The sequence below is a fragment of the Mucilaginibacter sp. cycad4 genome, from assembly GCF_034263275.1.
In the GTDB taxonomy this organism is placed as follows: Bacteria; Bacteroidota; Bacteroidia; order Sphingobacteriales; family Sphingobacteriaceae; genus Mucilaginibacter.
In genome coordinates, this window is sequence record NZ_CP139559.1 from 750,882 (window position 1) to 769,848 (window position 18,967).

Annotated in this window: 19 protein-coding genes; 17 read left to right on the top strand and 2 right to left on the bottom strand. The window is 43.2% G+C overall.

The genetic code is table 11. From position 1 onward, the window contains the following. Window positions 1-18: 18 nt before the first annotated feature. The 16 genes from SNE26_RS03175 to SNE26_RS03250 all read left to right on the top strand — a co-directional run bounded on the left by SNE26_RS03175 (window position 19) and on the right by SNE26_RS03250 (window position 15,404). Window positions 19-729, top strand: a complete 711-nt coding sequence (locus tag SNE26_RS03175) for an ATP-binding cassette domain-containing protein (RefSeq protein ID WP_321557929.1) — start codon at window positions 19-21, stop codon at window positions 727-729. Window positions 730-954: 225 nt separating this feature from the next. After that, the gene (locus SNE26_RS03180) at window positions 955-2,172 is read left to right on the top strand and encodes an alpha-D-ribose 1-methylphosphonate 5-triphosphate diphosphatase (protein ID WP_321557930.1); all 1,218 of its coding nucleotides are present in this window, start codon (window positions 955-957) and stop codon (window positions 2,170-2,172) included. Beyond that, entirely contained in the window at window positions 2,162-2,968 is an 807-nt protein-coding gene (locus tag SNE26_RS03185; RefSeq protein WP_321557931.1) for a hypothetical protein, read from the top strand. Before SNE26_RS03180 ends, SNE26_RS03185 begins: the two co-directional genes overlap by 11 nt. A gap of 14 nt (window positions 2,969-2,982) precedes the next feature. Continuing rightward, window positions 2,983-3,630: a hypothetical protein gene (locus tag SNE26_RS03190; RefSeq protein WP_321557932.1), complete on the top strand. Its 648-nt coding sequence runs from the start codon at window positions 2,983-2,985 to the stop codon at window positions 3,628-3,630. An 8-nt stretch (window positions 3,631-3,638) separates the two neighbouring features. After that, entirely contained in the window at window positions 3,639-4,553 is a 915-nt protein-coding gene (locus SNE26_RS03195) for a phosphate/phosphite/phosphonate ABC transporter substrate-binding protein (protein ID WP_321557933.1), read from the top strand. A gap of 1 nt (window position 4,554) precedes the next feature. After that, complete coding sequence (locus tag SNE26_RS03200) at window positions 4,555-5,475, top strand: phosphate/phosphite/phosphonate ABC transporter substrate-binding protein (RefSeq protein ID WP_321557934.1); 921 nt, start codon at window positions 4,555-4,557, stop codon at window positions 5,473-5,475. Between the two features lie 27 nt (window positions 5,476-5,502). Then, window positions 5,503-6,429, top strand: coding sequence for a phosphate/phosphite/phosphonate ABC transporter substrate-binding protein (locus SNE26_RS03205; RefSeq protein ID WP_321557935.1), 927 nt, complete (start codon window positions 5,503-5,505; stop codon window positions 6,427-6,429). 154 nt (window positions 6,430-6,583) lie between these two features. Continuing rightward, the gene (locus SNE26_RS03210; RefSeq protein ID WP_321557936.1) at window positions 6,584-7,384 is read left to right on the top strand and encodes a phosphonate ABC transporter ATP-binding protein; all 801 of its coding nucleotides are present in this window, start codon (window positions 6,584-6,586) and stop codon (window positions 7,382-7,384) included. Further along, window positions 7,381-8,178, top strand: a complete 798-nt coding sequence (phnE, locus tag SNE26_RS03215) for a phosphonate ABC transporter, permease protein PhnE (protein ID WP_321557937.1) — start codon at window positions 7,381-7,383, stop codon at window positions 8,176-8,178. The genes SNE26_RS03210 and phnE (SNE26_RS03215) overlap by 4 nt, the downstream gene beginning before the upstream one ends. Then, a complete protein-coding gene (phnE, locus tag SNE26_RS03220; RefSeq protein ID WP_321557938.1) occupies window positions 8,175-8,987 on the top strand; it encodes a phosphonate ABC transporter, permease protein PhnE in 813 nt (270 codons plus the stop codon). Before phnE (SNE26_RS03215) ends, phnE (SNE26_RS03220) begins: the two co-directional genes overlap by 4 nt. Window positions 8,988-9,841: 854 nt before the next feature. Further along, on the top strand, window positions 9,842-11,035 hold the full coding sequence (locus tag SNE26_RS03225) for an alpha-D-ribose 1-methylphosphonate 5-triphosphate diphosphatase (protein WP_321557939.1): 1,194 nt from the start codon (window positions 9,842-9,844) through the stop codon (window positions 11,033-11,035). A 60-nt stretch (window positions 11,036-11,095) separates the two neighbouring features. Beyond that, window positions 11,096-11,851, top strand: coding sequence for a metallophosphoesterase family protein (locus tag SNE26_RS03230; RefSeq protein WP_321557940.1), 756 nt, complete (start codon window positions 11,096-11,098; stop codon window positions 11,849-11,851). A gap of 20 nt (window positions 11,852-11,871) precedes the next feature. Continuing rightward, window positions 11,872-13,545: an amidohydrolase gene (locus SNE26_RS03235; RefSeq protein ID WP_321557941.1), complete on the top strand. Its 1,674-nt coding sequence runs from the start codon at window positions 11,872-11,874 to the stop codon at window positions 13,543-13,545. A 30-nt stretch (window positions 13,546-13,575) separates the two neighbouring features. Continuing rightward, window positions 13,576-14,241, top strand: a complete 666-nt coding sequence (locus tag SNE26_RS03240) for an O-methyltransferase (RefSeq protein ID WP_321557942.1) — start codon at window positions 13,576-13,578, stop codon at window positions 14,239-14,241. Between the two features lie 214 nt (window positions 14,242-14,455). Next, complete coding sequence (locus tag SNE26_RS03245) at window positions 14,456-14,962, top strand: GbsR/MarR family transcriptional regulator (RefSeq protein ID WP_188834748.1); 507 nt, start codon at window positions 14,456-14,458, stop codon at window positions 14,960-14,962. A gap of 70 nt (window positions 14,963-15,032) precedes the next feature. Beyond that, the gene (locus SNE26_RS03250) at window positions 15,033-15,404 is read left to right on the top strand and encodes a hypothetical protein (RefSeq protein WP_321557943.1); all 372 of its coding nucleotides are present in this window, start codon (window positions 15,033-15,035) and stop codon (window positions 15,402-15,404) included. 75 nt (window positions 15,405-15,479) lie between these two features. Here the strand turns inward: SNE26_RS03250 and SNE26_RS03255 are convergent, their stop codons facing one another. Beyond that, on the bottom strand, window positions 15,480-15,845 hold the full coding sequence (locus tag SNE26_RS03255; RefSeq protein WP_321557944.1) for a response regulator: 366 nt from the start codon (window positions 15,843-15,845) through the stop codon (window positions 15,480-15,482). 1,081 nt (window positions 15,846-16,926) lie between these two features. Beyond that, on the bottom strand, window positions 16,927-17,283 hold the full coding sequence (locus SNE26_RS03260) for a response regulator (RefSeq protein WP_274987560.1): 357 nt from the start codon (window positions 17,281-17,283) through the stop codon (window positions 16,927-16,929). Between the two features lie 366 nt (window positions 17,284-17,649). Here SNE26_RS03260 and SNE26_RS03265 point away from each other — a divergent pair, with 366 nt between their 5' ends. Then, window positions 17,650-18,966 carry a gluconate:H+ symporter gene (locus tag SNE26_RS03265; RefSeq protein ID WP_321557945.1) on the top strand — a complete coding sequence of 439 codons (1,317 nt, stop codon included), beginning with the start codon at window positions 17,650-17,652 and terminating at the stop codon, window positions 18,964-18,966. Window position 18,967: the final 1 nt, after the last annotated feature.

Consider the following 18,967-nt stretch of genomic DNA (forward strand, 5'->3'; position numbering starts at 1 on the left):
AGATCATCTATTTAATTAATGATGAAAATATTAGAAGTAAATGACCTGAGCAAGGTGTTTAACCTGCATATCCTCAATAATAAAAAAATTGAGGCCCTTACCGATATTAATTTTACGATGCAGGAGGGTGAGATCATCGGGCTTACCGGCAAATCGGGTTCGGGTAAATCAAGTTTGATGAAGTGTATTTACCGCACTTACCTGGCATCAACAGGTCAGATCATTTATACTTCAAAAGATGGTCAGCTTGATTTGGTGAAAGCCGATGACCACCGCGTTATTGAGCTCCGTAAAACCGAGATTAATTATTGCTCGCAGTTTTTAAGTGTAATACCAAGGGTTACTGCTGTTGATGTGGTTTGCGAAAACCTGTTCAGGGTAGAAAAAGATAAACATGTTGCCCGCGATAAGGCAAAGCAAATGCTGGAAGAACTTGCCCTACCCGGCGAACTGTTCGATGCCTTCCCGGTAACATTCAGCGGAGGCGAGCAGCAGCGGATCAATGTGGCCCGCGCTATCATCGCTTCGCCAAGGTTTTTGCTGATAGATGAGCCAACAGCTTCGCTTGATGCACGCACTAAGGATGTGGTGATTGATATGATCCTGGGGTTGAAGCAAAACGGTACTTCAGTGCTTTGCATTTCGCATGATGAATATACACTGGAAAGGCTTTGCGACAGGCGGATAGATCTGCAGTTTGGGAGGATCAATGAGGTGGCAGTTGCTTGAGGAGGTGAGTAGTTGATTGGGGGAGCGGTTGGCTTTACGTAGAGAATTGTTCGGAAGAAATAAAAAGCACGGGATTGTGCGATTTCCTCCCCTGGGAGGGTGTAGGGAGGGATTTCATCGCCATGCATATTAATGAAACAAGGCGTACAACCCCTCCCTGCCATCACAAAATCCCAACACACCCCTCCCAAGGGGGGAATTAAAAAAAAGAAAAGACACGTTAAAATGAGATCATTCATTATCAGTAATGCCACGGTAATTACCCCGTCCGAAGTGCTTCAAAACACATCGGTTCTGGTTGAGCATGGCATTATTACCCATATAGCTTCACAAATTGACGAGCAACTTGCGGGTTTCAGCATCGATGCAGATGGTGCTATACTGATGCCTGGCATTATCGATATCCATACTGATGCAATGGATGCCGAGATCGTACCGCGTTCGGGTGCTGATATCCCCATTAATGTAGCTTTTAGGGAACTTGAACGTAAAATGAGCGGATGCGGCTTTACCACCGTTTATCACTCTATGCACTTAGGTTATGACATGGCCGAATTGAACTCGCGCAGTAAATACACCCGCGATGAGGTTTTTGAAACCGTTCACAGGGCTTCAAAAGGCAGCACACTTTTAAATAACAAGATCCATTTACGCTTTGAACTATCAGGCGTAAAAGCTTATGAAAACTGCCTTGAATTGATGGATAAAGGCTATGTGCAGTTACTATCTGTAATGGACCATACACCGGGACAGGGGCAGATCAGCAAGGAATACTTTATAGCCTTTGCCATGAAAATGGGTAAATCGGCTGAGGAAGCGGAACAGGCTTTTATTGATAAGCTGGCTATGCCCATTGTTGCAGGTGAGCAACTGGAAGCCATGATCAAACACGCGCAGCAATTACATATCCCCGTGGCATCACATGATGATGACAGCGTGGAAAAAGTGGATTATATGCGCGGCTTAGGCATAGATATCTGCGAATTTCCGATCACTATGGAAACCGCTCATCATGCTGCCAAATTAGGGATGCATGTGGTTGGCGGTGCTTCAAACATATTAAGGGGCGGCTCGCTTTCGGGCAACCTCAACATGAAGGATGCGGTTTTGCAGGGAGCGGTTGATTCGCTTTGCTCTGATTATTACCCGCCTGCCATTATTCACGCTATATTTAAGTTATACAATGAAGAGGGCATGCTGCTGCCCGAAGCCGTAAAAATGGCTACCCTAAACCCTGCCAAAGCAGTAGGGATCAGCAATCATACCGGCAGTATTGAAACCGGCAAAGATGCCGACCTGGTCATCGTAAAACTGTTGGATGGTATCCCGATGGTAACACATACCATTGTAAGGGGGCACATGGTGGCGCAGGCCAGCAATAAAATAAATTATAATAAGGACTATCAACCCGATAATAATTTATCATTAACCAATGAGCTATAAGCAGGCAACAGCAAGCACCATGGATCTTGCATTTGATGAATATAACAAAAGGCAGATTTACGAAATTTCGGCTGAACGGAATAGGGAACAGGCATTAGAAACCAGGCCATCCGGTAATTTTATTTATAAAAACGATAGCTGGCAACCACTGGAATATGAGGGCTTTGCCGTTGTATCTATGCTGAATGAAAACCCCGGTAATGAGCCGCTTACCAACAGGTTAACCGCCATCCAAAAAGAGCTTAGCTTAAACCTTTCTCCCCGTAATGCTTTTTACCAGCTCCCTCCTCAAAGTTTTCATCAAACTGTAGCCAATACCTTATCGGCCGATAGGTTCAAACAACAGATCCTTTACGCCGGGTTGGAACAAACTTATCCATCTATAGTATCTAAAGCTTTAAACAATATTCCATCTACCGAAGGTGAAGCGCTTATCCGTATGAAAATGGCCGGGTTGAGCATTTTTGGTACAGCCATAGGCATTTTGGGCGTTTTTGAGGATGAGGAGGATTACAACCATATCGCTAATTTCCGATCGGCTTTTTATGCTGATGAGCAACTGGCAAAGTTGGATGTAAAAATGACCCGGCCTTTCATCGGTCATATCACCTTAACCTACATCGAACAAAACCTCAATAAAAATCAAAAAGAGCATTTAGCCGGGGTCATTAACGAAATTAACGAAAGCCTGGCCATTGAGGATAACTACTTTAATATAGCAGTTACCGGCCTCAGGAGATATCACCACCTCGCCGATTTTAGGAAGAAGGATAACTATCCTGTTCATCAATTTTAATCAAATTTTTCCTGATGAAATATTTTGAAAACTACCCGCCGGTTACCGAACAGAAGCAAGGACACCAGTTGGGACTGGAACCCTACATTCATCCCACATGTATTGTGCGCCACAGCAGCCTTGGTCCATGGACGGCCCTCGGCGCCGGTACCTGGCTGGTGGAATCAACCTTTGGTGATTATAGCTATACCGCAGGCAACGTGCAGATCATTTATTCAGAAATTGGCAAATATTGTTCCATTGCCAATAGTGTGCGCATCAATCCGGGAAACCATCCGCAATGGCGGGTTACACAGCACCACATGACCTATCGCCGTGCCCATTATGGCTTAGGCGAAGATGACCAGGAGTTTTTTCAATGGCGCCGCGACCATAAATGTACCATTGGCCATGATGTTTGGATTGGCCATGGCGCGGTGATCATGCCGGGCGTGAGCATTGGCACCGGGGCAATCATTGGTTCGGAAGCTGTAGTAACCAAGGATGTTGGCCCTTATGAAATAGCGGTGGGCGTTGCTGCCAAAGTGATCAAAAAGCGCTTTAACGATACCACTATTGAAAAGCTGCTTGCCAGCGAATGGTGGGATTGGGACCGCGAGACCCTGGAACAAAACTTTAACGATCTGTTCAATTTAGAAGTATTCATTGATAAGTACTGTTAAACATCACCATGAAAAAACTGATCACTGTTCTTGCCCTCATTGCCTTAACGGCATTTTCGGCCTGCAAAAACAAAACCGCGCTGGATAGCAATGGCATGCCCCAAACATTGACCATAGCCGTTGTACAGGCCGAGGGTATTGATGAGATCAAAAAGATCCGTGAACAAATGCGCGACTATCTGCAGGAAAAACTCAAAATACCGGTGGAGCTAATCTACAGTAATGATTATACCGGGGTGATAGAAGCGTTGAGGGCTAACAAAGCACACATGGCTGATATGCAGCCTTTTGCTTATGTTATTGCCTCCCGTACACTTAAACTTAATCCACTGGTTACGCTGGGCAATAATGGAAAACCAACTACTTATAAAAGTGTGATCATGGCCAACGCGCATGGTAGTATCAAAACTATGGATGATGTGAAGGCGCGCGCAAAAAAACTGACCCTCGCTTTTGTGGAGCCGGCATCGGCTTCAGGTCATTTGATACCCAGGGCCTATCTAAATTCTATCGGTCTTAATCCTGATACAGCTTTCAAACAAACCATTTTTGCGGGTAACCACCTCACTTCAGTATTGTCGGTAAAATCGGGTAAAGTTGATATTGGTTGTACAACTAATCTTGTTTTTATGCTGATGACCAAGGCTAAAATGATCAACGATGGTGATATCAGGGTGCTTTGGACGTCAGACCCCATCGTAAGCGACCCTATCGTTGTCAAAAGCGACATTAATAAAGATCTCCAAAAACGTATTCAGCAGGCATATCTTGATATGAACAAGGAGCGCCCGGATATCCTGAAGGCCTACGTGAAAATCTTTATAAAAGATACCACCCGCCGCAGTTATATGGTAGCTAATGATACCCTGTATAACGGCTTGCGGAAAATTGCAGGCAGCATTAAAAGTTTAAAAGCAAACTAATATGAAAGCATTTATGCATTTTTTGCTGGCTGCACTGGTTACGGTAACCATCGGCAGCTGCAAAAACAAGGCCGACCTGGATGCCAGTGGTGTACCCGGTAAATTACTCATCGGATCGTATGGGGGCGATAACCCGGCTCAATATCGCACTGCGCTTGATCCTTTTGCCGCCTATCTCTCCAAAAAATTAGGCATGGAAGTAGAGTTTTTTTACACTACCGATTATCCGGCACTGATTGAAGCCATGCGATCAAAAAAAATCCACATGGCGCATTTAACGCCTTATGCGTATATCCTGGCCATGCAAAAGCCCGGGTTGATGCCTATTGTAACGCTGGGTATCCATGGCAAGGCCACCATATACCACAGTATTATTTTTACCAACAAAAAAACAGGCCTTAAAACCATGGCCGATGTTAAAGCCCGCGCTAAGGATCTTACGCTTTGTTTTGCCGATCCGGCTTCTACATCAGGACATCTTATTCCCCGTGGATACCTTGACTCCATTGGGCTCGACCCTGATAAGGCTTTTAAGGAAACCATGTTTGCCGGAAGCCACGCAGCGTCAATTTTAAGCGTTAAGTCGGAAAAGGTAGATGTGGGCTGCTCCACCAGTGAGCTTGCTTTAGATAAACTGATCCGTGAGCATATTGTTAAGCGTGAGGATATTGTGATATTGTGGACGTCGCCGCCCATCGTAAATGACGCCATCGCCATACGTGATGACCTGAACAAGGACTTTATTAAAAAAGTACAGCAGGCTTACCTTACCGCCAACCGCGACGATTTTGAAGCCTTTAAAAAATACGTTTTACTGTACTGGCCCAATCCGCAGGATATGGCTTACGTGTCCGTGCAGGATTCTGCATATAACAGCTTGCGTAAAATTGCGGGAAGTATAAAAGATCTGAAATCAAAATAAGTAACCGGTTTTAAATAGCATATAACGATGAAGAAGCTGATTGCAAGCCTGTTTTTTTTAAGCATACTGCTGATATTCTGTAGCTGCCATAACAGCATTGATTTGGATGCCAACGGTATTCCGGGTAAGCTGGTTATTGCTCATTATGGTACTGACGATCCCGGAGCACTTAAAAGCGCTGCTAAACCATTTCAGCAATATCTTCAGAAAAAGCTGGGGATGCCGGTGGAGTTCATTTACACTAATGATTATACGTCGGTTATTGAAGCTTTAAAGACTAAGAAAACGCATATTGCTTACCTTAGTCCTTTTTCGTATGTACTGGCTTCGCAAAAACATGATATTACCCCTATTATAACAACAGGCGAAAATGGGAAGCAATCCATGTATCACAGTACCATTTTCACCAATACTCACAGTGGCATTAACAGCATTGCCGATTTGAAGGCGAAGGCCAAATACATAACCCTTTGTTTTGCGGATCCGGCATCAACTTCGGGACATTTAATACCCCGCGCGTACCTTACCACAGTGGGCTTAAACCCGGATAAAAACGCTTTTAAAGAAACCATTTTTGCCGGCAGCCACGTTACTTCGGTGCTTTCGGTAGCCTCGGGTAAAATTGATGTTGGTTGCGCTGCTACCGAATATGGTTTGGAGATTGCAGAGCGTAAAGGTTTGGTGAAAAAAGATCAGATCAGGGTGCTATGGCAGTCTCAACCTATTGTAGGCAGCCCGATTGTTGCGCGTAACGACCTTAATAAGGAGTTTGTTAAAAAGATCCAGAACTTATACCTGAACCTGGCCAAAGATGAGCCGGGTATTTTTTTGACCTATATGAAACTGTTGCATACAAAACCCGAAAACTATTCATACATGACTGTGCAGGATTCGATGTATAACGGCATCAGGTCAATAGCATCCGGAATTAAAGACCTAAGCGTAATTAAGTGATGGTTCATGGTTGATAGTTCATGGTTCAAAGAATGGGTTCATAGTTGATGGTTCATAGATCGTAGTAAAGGGTTTGATAGATTGTTATGATTCTTATTCATTTATCCATGAACTATCAACCATGAACAAGACAGTACATTAAAGCATAAGCACAATGATTGAAGTAAAAGGTTTAACCAAAACATTGCCCAATGGGCGTAAGCTGTTAAACGGTATCGATTTTACCGTAAAAAAAGGAGAATTTGTGGGGATCCTGGGACCAAGCGGGGCCGGGAAAACGCTTACGCTGCGATGCCTCAATGGTTTATTAAAACCCGATGAAGGTTCGGTATTGGTAGAGGATGAACATGGCAAAAAGAATGATATCTGCCGGATCAACAAAAAACAATTGCGCCACGTTCGCGAGCGGATAGGGGTGATTTTCCAGGGATACCATTTGGTGAAACGTCTTACGGTGTTGGAGAATGTGATGATTGGACGATTGGGGCAGATCAGTACATTCCGGAGCCTGGTTTATGGTTTTACCGATAAAGAGGCCGAGGAAGCGCTCCTGGCACTGGAAAAAGTAAAGATGGCGCACCTGGCGCAAAACCGTACCGGCAGTTTAAGCGGCGGTGAAATGCAGCGCGTAGCTATTGCAAGGGCTATATTCCAGTCGCCTATGTTGTTGCTGGCTGATGAGCCGATTTCTAATCTCGACCCAAGCAACGCCAAGGTAATCATGAAGCTGATCCGCCCGTTATCAGAAAATATCCCTGTTGTAGGCGTTTTTCATCAGCCCGAAATGACTGCAAAATATTGTACCCGCGTTATCGCCATAAAAGATGGCCAGGTTATTTATGATGGCGACCCCAAACTATCCAACCAAACCCTTGAAGATATCTATGGCGAAGAACTGGCGCAAATGGAACAGCATGAGCATAGTGTGCCAACACCCGAAATTGTAAAGATATGACCGGGCAGGCCACATACAGTTTTAAGCGGTACCGCAAATTTGTGCTCCCGCTGATAGCACTCATCGCCGTAACCGAAGGAGCAGCGATAGTTTGCGGCGCTACGTTTGATAAGCTGGAAACAGGTCTTATTAAAGGTATTTCCTTTTTGCAGTTTTTGTTTCCTCCTGATTGGGCTGCCTTTAAGGATATGATTGAGCCGGCCTTTCAATCCATTATCATTGCGCTGTTAGGTACTATATTCGGTACCATACTTTCAGTTGCATTTGCCATGCTGGCAGCTTCCAATATCTCGCACAGCTGGGTACGCAATATGGCCCGTTTCCTGATAGGGCTGGAGCGCTCGGTACCCGAAATAGTGATCCTGTTATTGCTGATAGCCGCTTTTGGTTTAGGCTCGATGCCGGGCATTGTGGCGTTATCATTAGGCTGTATTGGTATGCTGGGCAAATTATTAGCCGATATTATTGAAGAGATAGACCCGGTAATGATCGAATCGATGGAGTCATTAGGCGCCAATAAACTGCAGATCATCTGGTTTGGGGTAATGCCGCAAATTATACCCAGTCTTATTTCATATTCGCTGTTCAGGTTTGAGATCAATATCCGCTTATCGGTAATATTAGGAGCAATTGGTGCCGGCGGCATAGGTTATGAGCTTGATTATTCGTTCAGTATGCTGCAGTATCACCGGGCATCAACGGCTATGATCGTGATTGTACTCATGATCTTCGGTACCGAGCGGTTATCATACCTGTTAAGGAAAAAATTTAAAGTAGAGGGGGCATTGCAATGAGTACGGTCGACATTACTATGCCTTCAAAAAGATATAAACAAAAGGCAACCATTTTTATGGTATCGGCTATTCTCATATCAATAGCCTGTATTTACCTGAACTTTAACCCCATAATGTTCTTTACGGAGTTTCATTATGTGCGTGATCTGCTTGGCGAAATGTTTATGCCCAATTACCAGATGCTGTATGAAAATACATCTACAGGCGTATCCATATTGCAAACGCTGTCCATGGCGTTTTTAGGTACATTGTATGGTGGCCTCCTGGCTTTTGTACTGGCCTTTTTAGCGGCATCCAACACTATGCCTTATAAAGCTGTGCGCATTGTAACGCAGGTGTTTGTATCTATGCTGCGGGTTATACCGGCATTGGTGGTAGTGCTTATATTCGTGATAGCAGTTGGGCCGGGATCCTTTTCGGGTGTGCTTACACTGGTTATTGTTACCATAGGGTCGTTTGGCAAACTTTTTACAGAAATTATTGAAAATGCGGAGAGCGGCCCGGGTGAAGCCATATTTTCGGTAGGGGCAAGCAGGCTACAGGTTATCCGGTATTCCATTATTCCTCAAATTATGCCTTCATTTATAGCAAACCTGCTGTATGCCTTTGATGTGAACATGCGTGCGGCAATTAGCCTGGGTATTTTTGGGGGTGGAGGTATTGGCTTTCAATTGCAGATGGCCAAAAGTGTGCTGCACTATAAAGACGTTACCGCGCTTATCACTATTATCATTGTACTGGTTATTTTAGTTGAAAAGCTTTCGGACTATTTGAGGAAGAAGATCTTGGGGGAAGGGAAGTTGAGGTGATTGTTGGGTGGGTGGTTGACTGGATAAGTGGTCTGAATCAGAATTAAAGAATTTTCAGAATTAAGAGATGCCACCACCCGGCTCCAGCCGGGCGGCAGTTATTTCCAGGCCTCTGGCGCGTCATGCGGTGGTACGTCGGCCAAAGGCCGTTTGATACTTGCCGGTCGGCGATAATACCGGCCATGAGCTAATATTTTTAGTGAATCTTTCGTGTTAATTCTCTGTTGTGTTAAGTAATTGATTTTCAGTTATATATTTAGAAAGTTATCGAAATGTGTTAACCCTGTTAACCCCTGTTACAGTCTGTGATCGGTGTTATTAACGTACCGCATGATTTGATAAATATCGTTTCTGATTGAATAGGTAAGTAGCAAGGCAAAACGAGCGCAAGCTGGAATGGTTGATCGGGTTGAAAAAACTATTTCATACGAGGAACGGAGCAATCGCATGCTATACAGAGCGATTTTGCTTCCGTGCGATTGCTTCGTTCTTTATAATGACATGATTTTAAGTTGTTGATTATTAGGTATGTTTTTCGATCGGCTTTATAAGCTTGAGCGTTCCCGTTAGCTAACGGGCCGGGCTCACGTTACAAGTCCTCGCTTTTCCTGCCCGCAAAGCCAACCCGCACTGTGGGCTTTCACTGCAACCCCTAACGCGGCCCCGCACAACATCCCTAAAATACATTTTACATGTCATAACGATTTTTTTTCAGGTTGCCTTGATGTTTACTCGTATGATATCTTTAAGAAAGCTACTCACCCAATCAACTAAATCAACCTCTCACCTCAACCTAATATCGCGCTAACAATTGAAATATATTTTTACCATCGATAAAATATATTAATAATTAAATGAACACGCATCTGCTTTCCAATGCGCGTATTGTTACGCCGACTGAGGATTTTACAGGCTCGGTTATGATTGAAAATGGTATTATATCCGAAATAATAAAGGATAAATACTATCCCGAAGGTATTGATCTGAAAGGGCGGTGGCTTATTCCCGGCTGTATTGATATCCATACCGATTACCTGGAAAAAGAGCTTTATCCGCGTTCGGGCGCAGGGTTTCCTCTGCCTTTTGCACTTCACTTTATGGATACACGTGCAGCGGCCTGTGGTATTACCACGGTGTTCAGCGCGGTAAGTTTTTCAGATAATGAAGAAAAAAACAGGAGCCTGGGTGAGGCTATGGAACTTTCGCGTCAGATTGATGTTGCCCGCCATTCGCTGCTGGTGCGCCATTTTCTGCATGCCCGTATCGATCCAAATTCTGAGGGATTACCTGATTACCTGGAGCCTATGCGCCAGCTGGAAAGTTTGTACATGGTGGTTTATAATGATCATATCCCCGGCCAAAGGCAATACACGCTGCAACAGCAGATCGAGCTGCGTACCAAAGCTTTTGGAATAACCCCCGATGAAGCTATGGCCCGCCTGCAAAAGCAAATGGATAAAACAAGCAAGATCAATAACCGTGCACAGATATATGAAACGTTTAAGGATAAATATATCCTTGGCAGCCATGACGATACTACTATCGAACACGTAGAGGAAGGAAAATATTACGGAGCTACTTTATCTGAAATGCCTACCACATTAGCCGCAGCCCGTAAGGCCAAAGAGCTTGGCCTATGGATCTGTCTTGGTGCTCCGAACTACTACCGGGGAGGCTCGCATTGCGGCAACCTTTCAAGTATTGATGCCATGGCCGAGGACCTGTGCGATATCCTGTGCAGCGATTATCACTTTCCAACCATGCTGGGCAGCGTGGTTAAAATGATGGGTAATGGAATCAATCCGAGTAAAGCGGTTAACATGGTATCATTAAACCCCGCAAGGTTATTAAACTTTGACGCCGAAACCGGCAGCATTGAAGTCGGTAAAAAAGCAGACCTGGTTGCATTTAGCAGTGAAAAATCATTCGCTTCGGTATCGCATGTTTTTGTTGACGGGATAACCAAATACCGGGCCGACTACAGCGTAGCCATACAGCCATTGGCCGTCGAACAAACAGAACTAAATAGGCTGAACACCAGCGTATAAAATAATGACAGCAAGGGGTGAACAGCATTAAGTTTTCAGCCTTCTGCTTTAAGCTCAAACATGAAAATAGGTATTTTAGGCGATATCCACGAAGATATTGTAGCCTTACGCAAGGCCTTTGATGTATTGGAAAAAGCCGGCTGTACCGAGGTGATCTGCCTTGGAGATATTGCGGGGTATAAGGTCAATACCTACTATTACCTTGATACCCGCAGCGCGCACGAATGTATTGCCATGATCAGGGCCAATTGCAGCACAGTAGTTATTGGCAACAACGATCTGTACCAGGTAAAAAAACTGCCCAAATATGACGGCGGTTTAGGCTTCCCGGAAAATTGGTACGAGCTTGATTTTTTCGAACGTAAAAAATGGAGCGATGGCCGTGTGCTTTTATTTGAGGAGGTGCAACTTAATGCCCTGATGACCGCGCAGGATAAAGCCTGGCTGGAATCCGTTCCCGAATTTGCTGTGCGCGATTTTAACGGGCATAAGGTATTCTTTTCACATTTTGCCTACCCCGATCTGCACGGCGTTAAAGCCAGCTTTCCGCAGGTAGCCGATGCCTATCATGAGCATCTGAGCTTTATTGAGGAAAATGGTTGCCGCACCGGCTTTAGCGGTCACATGCACTTTGAAGGCGTAAGCATTTGCAATGAAGGTCATATCGAACGTAATCCTTTTGGCAAATACAAATTATCCCATCAGTTACAATGGCTTTATGGACCCTGCGTTGCGCGTTGCCTGTTCAACAACGGGGTCATGGTGTTTGATCCTGAACAGTTTACTATTGAGGCTGTTCCGCTGCTTTTTGTTTAATTATTGTTTATTATATTAACATGAAATATACCTGCCTTTTGGCATTTTTATTAATACTATCTGTATCCGCTTTTGCTCAAAAAGCCGACCTCGTTTTAACCAATGGTAATATCATCACCCTGAAACAAAAGGGCGACCGTGCGCAGGCTATAGCAATAGCTGGTGAAAAGATCATTGCCGAAGGTTCGGCTCAAATCATTAGCAAATACATTGGCAAGGGAACAAAAGTTATCGACCTGAAAGGGAAAACGGTGCTGCCGGGCTTTAATGATGTGCACCAGCATCCGGCGCCGCTTTATACATTTGATAAGCCTTATTCAACGCTTAAACTGGACACCGTGACCTCCATGAAAAACCTGATTACCTTACTCAAGCGTAAAGCAGCTATTATCCCTAAAGGTATGCTGATCAGGGGCGTGGGATATAATGAAACTAAACTGGGCGGGCAGCCCATCCGTGATAGTTTGGATAAGGCTTCTACCGATCATCTCATCATTATTTCGCATGTAAGCGGGCACCTTTCGGCGGCAAACTCGTTACTGATGGAGATGAATGGTATCGACGAAAATACAGATGATCCGGCAGGTGGTGCATTTGAGCGTTACCCCAACAGCAAGCGCCCTGATGGGATCTGTAAGGAGGTGGCTGCTTCTTATCTGCGCAAATCAAAACAAATAAAATATCCATCTCAGCCAACCGCCGACGAGGAAATTGAAGGTTATCGTAAGTATTTCAACAACGTGCTGGCCAGCGGGGTAACCAGTATAGGCGATGCCTGGACAACACCTGAAAGAGTAAAGGTATATCGTAAACTGGTTGCCGAAGGCTTCCCGATGCGTTTTAACCTGCTGATGGGGACCCCATACGCAGCCGACCTCATCAGCGGTAAAATACAACGAAGTAATACCGGGCATTTACGCATTGAAGGGGTAAAGGTTGTACACGGTAGCTCCTTAAGCGGTAAAACCTGCTGGCTTTATGAGCCGTATGATATGATCAACCCGGTTACAGGTAAAAAGGATTATTATGGCATTCCGGCAGCCCGCAGCCAGGCATCGCTTGACAGCCTGTTCCTGGCTATCCATAAGGCCGGGCTGCAGATAGCCTGCCACTCCAACGGCGACCGCGAGATAGATATGGTGATCTCGGCCATTGAAAAAGCACAAAAAGCATATCCGCGTGGTGAGGCCCGTCACCGGATTGAGCATTGCAGCATTACCAGCCAGGGGATCCTGGATAAGATAAAGACCGATGGAATTGTGCCTGTATTCCATTGCTATATGTATGAACTTGGCGAAAAAATGCAGGTGTATGGCGAAAAACGCATGGCCCTGCTGCACCCAACTAAAACAGCTATGGATATGGGCATTGTTTACGCCCTGCACTCGGATGCGCCTATCTCCCCTTACCCGGCCATGATCAGGCTGGGCAGTGCCGTTAACCGTAAAACAAAGGATGGCGGGATAGTGATAGGTGCAAATCAATGTATTGATGCCGAGGATGCCATCAAAGCCTATACCTACGGTGGCGCTTATACCACTTTTGAAGAAGGCAAAAAAGGGAGGCTGATAGCCGGTCAGCTGGCCGATTTGATAGTGCTTAACCAGGACCCTACCACTATTAATCCCAATAAAATTTACGATATAAAAGTTACAATGACGGTGGCAGGAGGTAAAGTGGTTTTCGGTAAATAGTTTTAATTTTATCACACCCAATAAACAAATATGGATACTTCACTTTTTGAATCGGTTGATCAGTATATAGGTAATTTGTTTGACGATGAAGATGCGGTGCTGAAAGGTACTTTGAAATCTATGAAGGACGCCGGTATTCCGGGCATCAATGTATCGGCTAACCAGGGTAAGTTTTTACAGGTACTGGCCCGTTTATGCGGTGCAAAAAAGATCTTCGAAATAGGTACGCTTGGTGGTTACAGTACTATTTGGCTGGCCCGCGCGCTGCCTGCAGACGGTCTGCTCATTACCCTTGAGCTGGAGCAGGCTTATGCCGATGTTGCCCACCAGAATATCATCAAAGCAGGGTTGGATCCTGTAGTTGATATTAAAGTAGGCAAAGCAATGGAGAGCCTCGCTGCCCTTGATGCCGAAGATGAAGGCCCGTTTGATATGATCTTTATTGATGCCGATAAGCCACCCTATACCGAATACTTTGAATGGGCGCTTAAGCTTTCCAGGCCGGGTACCCTTATTGTTGCTGATAATGTGATCCGCGAAGGCAAAGTACTTGATGATAATTGCGATGATGAAAGGGTTATTGGAGTACAGCGTTTTAATAAAGCGCTTGCCGCTAACGAACTGATAACAGCCACTATTATACAAACGGTAGGTACCAAGGAGCATGATGGTATGGCTATAGTGGTGGTCAAGTAATTTAATACAACTTGGCAGGGCTGTTTTGGTAAACCGGGTGTTCTACAACACGTTTGCCCCCCTGTGCAGCTAATATAGTGTATATGTATGTTGCATTTTTTAAAACAAAGCAAGTGAAAGCGCATTCCCCTCTAACCTCTATGACACTAACCTCTAACCTCTAACCTTATTTTCATTTTTTTTTGAAAGTTTAAAAACTTGTTTATATTTGTGCATGGAATTGGCAGAGGCAAAGTTAAAGTTCATTGAGGCCTGGGGTAAGCTGGGATCGGAGTGGGGGATTAACCGCACCATGGCCCAGGTACATGCTTTGCTAATGATTTCGCCGGAGGCTTTGACTACGGAAGAAGTGATGGCCGAGTTGAGCATATCACGCGGTAATGCCAACATGACCCTGCGCGACCTGATTGATTGGGGGTTGGTTGAAAAGCAGCATAAAACAGGTGAGCGCAAGGAGTTTTTTTATGCTGAAAAAGATGTGTGGACTATTGCCCGCCGCGTTGCCGAAGAACGTAAAAAGCGCGAGCTTACACCGATCATTAAAATACTTGATCAGCTGGCCGGGGTAGATGGCGATGCAAAAGATCCGGCTTATAAAACATTTAAAACCACGGTTACTGATATAAATAAACTGGCTAACAACGTGAACAAGACACTTGATACCATGCTCAAGGCCGAAGAGAACTGGTTTTTTGGTTCGATATTGAAAGTGTTTAAATAATTTTTTAAATAAAAATTTCAATTTTTACTGAAAATTCTAAATAATTAATAATAACTAAATCTTTAACATCATGAACTACTTTATTTTAACCTATGTTATTTACCTGTTGGCAAGTATAGCATTAACCGTATGGGTTGCTAAGGTGCTGTTTAAAAACGGGCGTATATTTTTAGTAGATATTTTTCACGGCAACCATGAATTGGCCGATTCTGTAAACAAGCTGCTGGTGGTAGGCTTTTACCTGGTAAACATAGGCTATATGAGCCTGGCCCTTAAGGAGTATGGCAGTATAGCCAGTATGCAGGTAGTAGTTGAGGTATTGAGTTATAAAGTGGGCTGGATAATTTTAATATTGGGCGGTATGCATTTCCTAAACCTTGTCATTTTCTTTAAGCTGCGTAACCGCGCTAAACGGGAAAATGCATTTAATATAAATGCTTAGTTTTTAGTTTTGTTTTGATTTGACGGGGTAGGCGGGTATTCGTCTGCTCCGTTTTTTTGGGGCATATACTGTATATCAGGCGGCACTTCTTAATTGCCTGTTTATACTATTTAGCAAAACATCAATATCAAAAGGTTTGGCTATAAAATCATCGGGCGATCCGGTCTGGCTGAGCATACCCGGATTATGGCTGGCCGAAATTAATATAACAGGTATGTTTTTAGTTTCCTGATGGTTTTTAAGGGCTTTGCAAAGTTCACGCCCATCTAAGTTGCCAAGCATAATGTCAAGCAAAATTAAATCGGGTTCATGTTGCTTTATCCGGTCAAACAAATTTCTGCCTTCAGTTAAGGTATCAACCTCATAGCCTGAATCTTCCAGTATATATTTTATGATCTCTAAAATATCTTTGTCGTCGTCCACCGCTAATATCCGTCGCATAGGTAATCTGTTAAAAAATGTATCAGCAAAAAAAATTTCTCAATGCGATAAGGCCTTATTCAATATTAAAACAGGTTAAGCAATTTTTATACCAAGTATTATGCTTAACTATCTTAATCCCCAATTTGTATTTTGTGCGGGTTTTATAAAGAAATGCTCTGTAATTCTGTACTTATAACGGTATACAACAGGTATATTATTGTATACAAATAAGGTCGGTGTTCCAAAATAACAGTAAAAGGAGTGTAAATGCAGGTTATCTGCATTTTTCTGAAGTTACAGGATATAAATACATCCCAAAAAATTGGTTGATTGAAAATTATTTGATAAAAACGTGAGCCGACTTTTTACACTTCGCACAAAAGTATTTCCTGACAGGTACAAAAAACAGGACATTTTTTAAAAACCAATTTCTTCGCATCTGGAAGTGATAAGGGTTTCCGCATTTTGAACAATAATATTTCTTTTTTGACTTGGCTTCGTTTTCTTCCACGGGTTTTAAAATAACGGGAAGCCAAAATACAATATCTATATTATTGGTGAAGAAGAAAATAAGGAAAAATACTTTTAAGTAGGTATTAATTTCTTTTTATGAAATTAATTAAATTAATTATCGTAATACATAACGCTTGCGCTGACATTTATAGCACATATACCTTTTTAAGGGGAGAAAAAACAGGACTTTTTTCACAAAAAAGCCTCTGGGCACACGGTTATCCAGCTCCGATTTACACCTTGGGCATATCGGCGCCTTTTTTACTTCCGTTTTCTCGCGTTCGTTTATTGATAGTACCATAATACAATCAGGGGCTTATTGTATTTAATTAATTGTTTTGCTTTTAACCTATAAACAAAGTTAAAATAATTACCAATATTTTAACTATGCTATTTAAATATTGATAATTAATCAATTTATACGTTAAAAATATGCTGTATTTGTAACGCTGAATGCTTTAAGGCGCTTTCTTTGCTTTTTTTATAATTATTGCCCCGGTTTAGCAAAAGAAAGAGATGAAATAAAGGTTAAATAAACAATGCAAGGAGAGAAGAAAATTGACCGTTGAGGGTGGGAGTGCGTTTTTTAAAGCAGGTTATTAACCTTTTCAACAAGTTCGGTCAAATCAAATGGTTTATTGATTATTGCGTCGCACCCGTAGCTGATAAGCTCATTTTCATTGTTCACATAGGCCGAGAATATAATAACGGGAGTATTGCCAAATTTAGGGTGTACTTTTATGTTTCGGCAAATTTCGCCGCCATTGGTACCCGCCACCCGGTAATCAAGTATAACAAGATCAGGTTCAAAGCTCTCAATCAGCGGAAGCACGTCGGTGCTTATTGATGTGCTTTTAACTTCAAATTGTTCATAAGTGAGGGTTTCATGAACAATATCAAGTATGTCTTGATTGTCATCCAATACTAAAATACGCTTTACCATAATAAAAGTTAAAGAAATAAATGCCGAAAAGGTATTAAAGTATGCGTTAAAGTTACAGTATCCTGTAAAATAGTGGTTTGGGTTTAATCTTAATCGGATAAAACTTTAATGCAAAATTAAAACTATTTTTTATAAAATTAATGAAACAATGCTATAAATAGCAACACGTTGTATATTAGTTACACAAATCGCTTGCTTTTAAATAGATAATGACAAAAGTAAGGGTTTATTGACACCTGGGGTGGGGTTAATAAAGCTTTTATCATTAAAAACACTAAACTCAAATTTTGTTATTACTTTAGTTGGCAGCAGCGGGTGTACAATACGCTGGTTACACACCGCTGGCCACACATAACCTATAACTTAATGGTACTGTTAACTATCTTTTTTTGTATTGTTTTACTGGTTTTGTTGGTGAGCCTGGTAAAAATAAATCCCTTTATTGCGTTCCTCATTGTTTCGATAATAGCAGGCCTGTTGCTGGGCATACCCATTAATAAAGTAACCGCCTCCGTGCAAAAAGGCATGGGTGATATTTTAGGCCAGCTGCTTATCATTATTTGCCTCGGAGCTATGCTGGGTAAGCTTGTTGCTGTGAGCGGGGCAGCGCAAAAAATAGCTGGTGTGCTTGTTGCTGCTGTAGGCGAAAAATATATTCAATGGGCCCTGGTAGCCGCCGGGTTTATTATAGGTATTCCGCTGTTTTATGGTATTGGTTTCGTGTTGATGGTACCGCTTATATTTTCGGTAGTTTACAAATATAAACTGCCTGCTGTTTATATAGGTTTGCCTATGCTGGCTTCGCTGTCGGTAACACATGGTTTTTTGCCGCCGCACCCATCGCCATCAGCATTAGTGGCCTTATTTCATGCTAATATGGCAACTACCTTTATTTACGGGCTTATGATAGCTATTCCGGCTATTATACTTGCAGGACCGGTGTTTGCACAATTTCTTAAAAAGATCCCGTCGGAGCCGCTGGCTACTTTCCGGGCCGAAGAATTGCCTGCCGAAAAGCTGCCCGGTGCGTTCAATAGCTTTTTTACAGCTTTATTGCCGGTGTTGCTTTTAATGCTTACCGCGTTTTTTCCATATCTTAACATAAAGGATCCGGGCGTATCAAAGCTTATCACATTTCTTGGCGATCCGTCAATTGTTATGCTGATAGCGCTTATGGTTGCCACCTATACTTTAGGTATTAAACAAGGTAAAAGCATGGGCCAGCTTGCGGGCAACTTTACCGATGCTGTGAAGGATGTGGCGTTGATATTATTGATCATAGCAGGATCGGGAGCGTTTAAGGAAGTTTTAACGGCCAGCGGTGTAAGCAGCCAGATAGCATCGCAACTGCAATCTTTCAATTTGCCGCCGCTGTTATTAGGCTGGGTGATAGCCGCTATTATTCGCGTTAGTTTGGGCTCGGCAACAGTTGCCGGCCTAACAGCCGCAGGCATTGTCGCGCCGCTGGTTTTGCAAAACCATGTCAATCCCAATTTAATGGTATTATCTATTGGAGCTGGCAGCCTGGCGTTTTCGCATGTAAACGATTCGGGTTTTTGGCTGTATAAAGAGTATTTTAATTTAAGTATTAAGGATACTATAAAATCATGGTCACTAATGGAAACGCTTGTTTCTGTTATAGGGCTTGTGGGAGTAACTGTTATTAACCTGTTTATTAAATAAA